Source organism: Bilophila sp. 4_1_30 (genome assembly GCF_000224655.1).
Classification (GTDB): domain Bacteria; phylum Desulfobacterota; class Desulfovibrionia; order Desulfovibrionales; family Desulfovibrionaceae; genus Bilophila; species Bilophila wadsworthia.
The window spans coordinates 953,542-956,568 of record NZ_JH114232.1; the positions used below are offsets into that span (position 1 = coordinate 953,542).

Sequence of the window (3,027 nt, forward strand, 5' to 3'; positions counted from 1 at the left end):
GTTGTTACTAGATGGTAGTTTTAGGCTACTTCCTGTAGATTTTCACCAGATTGGTGCCGCGAGGCTGCGGGGAAGAGGACGTGGGCTGACCGGCGGTGATGACCACATCTTCACCGAGCCCGAACAGCGAGGACGAAGCGATGAAACGTTCGGCGCGGGCGAGATGGCCCACGTTGTCGTTGCCGACTTGATGCGGGAGCACGCCCCACGAGAAGTTCAGGGCCTTGAGGCTGGTCACGTCGGGGGTCAGCGCATGGATGGTCTGCACGGGACGGCGCGCGGACAGCAGGCGGGCCGAGGTGCCGGAAAGGCTGTGCGCCACGATGGATTTGGCGTTGGCTTTCTGGGCCAGCAGACAGGCTGCGTAGGCGAGAAATTCGGCGGTTCCGTCGTTTTCGGGCTCTGTGATGCGGCGGGTTTCGGCCATGAGCTCCTCGGCCTTGGAAGCGATTTCGCTCATGAACTGCACCGTTTCAACGGGATAGTTGCCCATAGCCGTTTCTTCGGAGAGCATCACGCAATCCGCGCCGTCCAGAACGGCGTTGGCGACGTCCGTGGTTTCGGCACGGGTCGGGGAGGGGCTGGACACCATCGAAAGCAGCATCTGCGTGGCGACGATGACGGGCTTGGCCGCCCGGTTGCAGGCCCGGATGATGCGCTTCTGCATGGCCGGGAGTTCCGGCAGCGGGCACTCGATGCCGAGGTCGCCGCGGGCCACCATGACGATATCGACTTCCTTGAGGATGGCGTCGAGCCGATCCACCGCGTTGCGGCGTTCGAGCTTGGCGATGACCGGGATGTCGCGGTCGCTGTGGCTGCGGATGATCGACTTGGCTTCGCGGATGTCTTCGGGCGACTGCACGAAGGAGAGCGCCACGGCGTCAACGCCGAGGGCGAGGCCGTCCACGAGGTCCTTCTTGTCTTTTTCGGTAAGCGCGGGCAGCGGGATGGACTTGCCGGGCAGGGCGAGGCCCTTGCGCGAGGTGACGATGCCGTTGTTGTTGGCTTCGAGCTTGAAGAGCCCATCCTCGCGGTGTTCGACCACTCGGAACTGGAGAGTGCCGTCAGCGAGCACGAGGCGATCGCCCTGTTCGAGTTCGGCGAAAATTTCGGGGTGATCGAAGGGAATATATGGGAACTCGTCATTGCACATCAGCGAGGAGGGGCCGAGCAGCAGCTGATCGCCCTTGAGCACGTTCAGCGAGCCTTCGTTGGGGAAGGTGCCGATACGGATCTTGGGGCCCGAGAGGTCTTGAAGGATCGTGATGGGCGTCTTGTGGACGATTTCCAGTTCGCGGATCATCTTGATGAGGTCGACGAAGGAGGAACTGTCGCCGTGGGAGAAATTAAGGCGGAAAATCCGGACGCCAGCCGCGATCAGTTTGGAAAGGACATCACGCTTGTTGGACGCGGGGCCGATGGTTGCCAGAATTTTGGTTTTCATCAAGGAATCCTTTTGTGCCGGCCTTTCAGAGCAGAAGGGCACGGGTCGTCCGCCGTCTTCCGGCGATGATCGAAATGGGCCGCCTTTCGGGGCACAGATAGACGCTTTATGTGTTTTTCCTGCTGTTTTCGTCCCCTGTCAAGTCTTTTGGGCGCGTCAGCATGAGAAGGGAAAAGAGGCATCGCCTTGACTCGGGTTCCGCCCGCGCCGTATAGCTTCAAGAGCGACTTTCCTTTTGAAACGAAGCGCCGCCTGAAAGCGCGGTGTTGTTTTTCCATTTAACGACGGCTGGAGCACGATGAAGCAGATTGCATGGGATGAAGTGATGAAGCGGCTGGAAGTGGCCTCGAAGATTTGCAACGACGCCTCTCCTGTTCAGGTGGAAGGGCCCATTCATGTCGGCGTCGACCTCGGCACGGCCGACGTGGTGGTCATGGCGGTGGATGACAACGGGATGCCCGTGTCGGCGTTCCTTGAGTGGGCCACCGTCGTACGCGATGGCGTGGTCGTGGACTATCACGGCGCGATCACCATCGTGAAGCGGCTCGTGAGCATGACGGAGGAACGCCTTGGCCGGAAGATCACCGAGGCGTCCACTTCCTACCCGCCCGGAACGGATGCGCGGCTTTCCACAAACATTCTGGACGCCGCCAACCTGCGCCTTGTGAGCACGGCGGACGAGCCGAGCTGCCTTGCGCGTCTGGCCAGGTTGGATCGCGCCGCGGTCGTGGACATCGGCGGCGGCACGACCGGTACGGCGGTCATCTCCAACGGCAAGGTCATCGCCTCCGTTGACGATGCCACCGGCGGGCATCATGTGACCCTCGCCATGTCCGGCGCGCTTTCGGTGCCCTACGAGGAGGCCGAGCTCAAGAAGCGCGGCACGGACAACCGCCAGTACGCTCCCATCGTGAAGCCGGTTTTCGAGCGCGTTTCCGACATCGTGAAGGCCCATATTTCCGGCCATGCCGTGGATACCGTGTATCTCACCGGCGGCACGTGCTGCTTCCCCGGCATCGCACCTCTGTTCGAGAAGGAGCTCGGCATCAAGGTCGAGTGCCCTGACTATCCCCTCTTGCTCACCCCCCTCGCCATCGCGTGCTTGCCGCTGATGGAAGGATAGACGCCGGTCTATGAAATGAAGACCGGGAGGGGAGAAGGAACCCTTCTGAAGAAGGGCTTCCTCTCCCCTCCCCCGGACCCCACCCCCTCATCCTCCTAAGACTTTTCTTTTTATCGAATCCCTGTTCGCGGCGTTCCCGGTTGATGAGGGGACGGCTTTGCGGATGGAAAGAAAAGGCCCATCCGGGGTTGCTGTTGCTGGCAAACGGGAATGGGCCTTTTCTTTCCATCAAGAAACGCATTCAAAAGAGTATCATAAATCAAGGCACTAGCGTTAGAATCATTTTTTCTTAAAAATTGTTTGCCATTTTTATAAGATAGAAAACAAAAAATATTCAAAGAGTGGCACTTTCAAGAAAATGAGCCCCATAGTTCCCTTCCAACCGCCTTGCGAGACAACGGAACTCCTGCCGCACGGCCTCCCCACCAGTCAAAGTTTTCGCGGGGGAAGGGGAGGGGTC

Annotated in this window: 2 protein-coding genes; one reads left to right on the forward strand and one right to left on the reverse strand. The window is 59.8% G+C overall.

The annotated features are described in order from the left end of the window. Window positions 1–25: 25 nt before the first annotated feature. A complete protein-coding gene (gene pyk / locus HMPREF0178_RS10865) occupies window positions 26–1,444 on the reverse strand; it encodes a pyruvate kinase (RefSeq protein ID WP_009733445.1) in 1,419 nt (472 codons plus the stop codon). Window positions 1,445–1,742: 298 nt separating this feature from the next. Between pyk and eutJ the strand changes: the two genes are divergently transcribed. Next, window positions 1,743–2,567, forward strand: a complete 825-nt coding sequence (eutJ, locus tag HMPREF0178_RS10870; protein WP_009733446.1) for an ethanolamine utilization protein EutJ — start codon at window positions 1,743–1,745, stop codon at window positions 2,565–2,567. Window positions 2,568–3,027: the final 460 nt, after the last annotated feature.